This window comes from Lamprobacter sp., from assembly GCF_034860625.1.
Classification (GTDB): Bacteria; Pseudomonadota; Gammaproteobacteria; order Chromatiales; family Chromatiaceae; genus Lamprobacter.
Genome location: NZ_JAYESN010000547.1, coordinates 1 through 1,260, shown reverse-complemented (window position 1 = coordinate 1,260; position 1,260 = coordinate 1). Strand labels below are relative to the sequence as shown.

Sequence of the window (1,260 nt, the reverse complement as noted above, 5' to 3'; positions counted from 1 at the left end):
TTGATGACAGGCCAGTCCGCTGCTGTTGCGATCAAGCGGTGTGTCCGGCAGCCACAGATTACGGATCAATCGCCGGCGCCCCAAGCGCATCTCGGGAGCCGTCCAAAAAGTCCTGCACTGCCTTGACGAAGGTCGCCGCCTGAACGAGCAGTTCGCGCGCGTCCCCGGGCTCGACCGAGTCGCCAGTGTAATCAGCGAGTAGCCTAACGTCCTCGGCACGATTCAAGAGTCGCCCCAACTCTTTTGGGAGCCGACCAGGCTTGACGAGTTGGAGGCCAAAGGCCGCAATGAGACCACGATGCGTCTTGGTGGTCTCGGGCTCAACCGCGTTGGCGAGCGCGGCTCGCGCGGCATCGAACATCGCGTAATAGGCCCGATTGCAGGCTCCATCCATGTCACCCGCATCGAGCAACAGTCGAGCTGATAGCAGTGCCCGGTCAGCCTTCTGCATCAGCACTGCACTATCGTTCGAGTTGCTCACAAACGCAGGCCCTCGCGGGCGATGTTCTGCAATAACCGAGGATTGGTGTAGTGCTCTGGATCGGTCCACTGATCCTCCCAGATGGGCAAGGGTTGGATGCGTATGCCCGTCTCCAGCAGGACATCGAAAGCCTCGTCGGCCATGGCGAGTTTGGTGGGCAGAAGCCGCCGGTGATCTCCACGCAGCAACACAGCAACATCCGCATCGCTATCATGCATGTAATCGCCACGGGCGCGACTGCCGAACAAGATCAGCTCGAGCACCTCGTACTGAGCCTTGATCCGCTCGCCGAACAAACGCAGGGCCTTCGCTGTTGCGGCGTCGATATCGGCGTCGCGCGCTTCGTCGCGCTGTTCTACTCGCTTGAGCATGTTGATCTCAGAGTTCCTTCAGTCACCGAGGACATCAATCAAATCCATCTTGATGTCTCAAACGGTGGGATGCGCACTGGCGCCGGTGCGGTATTGCAGGCTAGCAGGCTGGATTCAGCTGGATCGCTCGATGCCTGTCAAACCTCTCCTGCGGAGTCTGAGATAATCAGCCATCCTGAGCAAGCGGCCCAAGCAAGCCACGGACACCATGCCCATCACAGCCCTCCTCTGGCTGCGTCGCGATCTGCGGCTCAGCGATAACCCAGCGCTCAGCGCGGCGCTTGCACAGAGCGAGCGCCTGATCCCGGTCTACATCCATGCACCCGACGAGGAGGCCCCTTGGCAACCCGGCGCAGCCTCCCGTTGGTGGCTGCATCAGAGCCTGAACGCGCTTGACCAACAGCTGCG

Annotated in this window: 3 protein-coding genes; 1 reads left to right on the top strand and 2 read right to left on the bottom strand. The window is 60.9% G+C overall.

The window, feature by feature from the left end; all coding sequences use genetic code 11:
- Window positions 1–58 precede the first annotated feature (58 nt).
- Together VBE63_RS29675 and VBE63_RS29670 are read right to left on the bottom strand one after the other, a co-directional pair.
- Window positions 59–451, bottom strand: a complete 393-nt coding sequence (locus tag VBE63_RS29675) for a HEPN domain-containing protein (RefSeq protein ID WP_323686559.1) — start codon at window positions 449–451, stop codon at window positions 59–61.
- Window positions 452–477: 26 nt separating this feature from the next.
- Complete coding sequence (locus tag VBE63_RS29670) at window positions 478–852, bottom strand: nucleotidyltransferase domain-containing protein (RefSeq protein WP_323686558.1); 375 nt, start codon at window positions 850–852, stop codon at window positions 478–480.
- A 208-nt stretch (window positions 853–1,060) separates the two neighbouring features.
- Here VBE63_RS29670 and VBE63_RS29665 point away from each other — a divergent pair.
- Window positions 1,061–1,260, top strand: a 200-nt coding sequence (locus VBE63_RS29665; protein WP_323686557.1) for a deoxyribodipyrimidine photo-lyase, incomplete at its 3' end; no start/stop codon positions are given.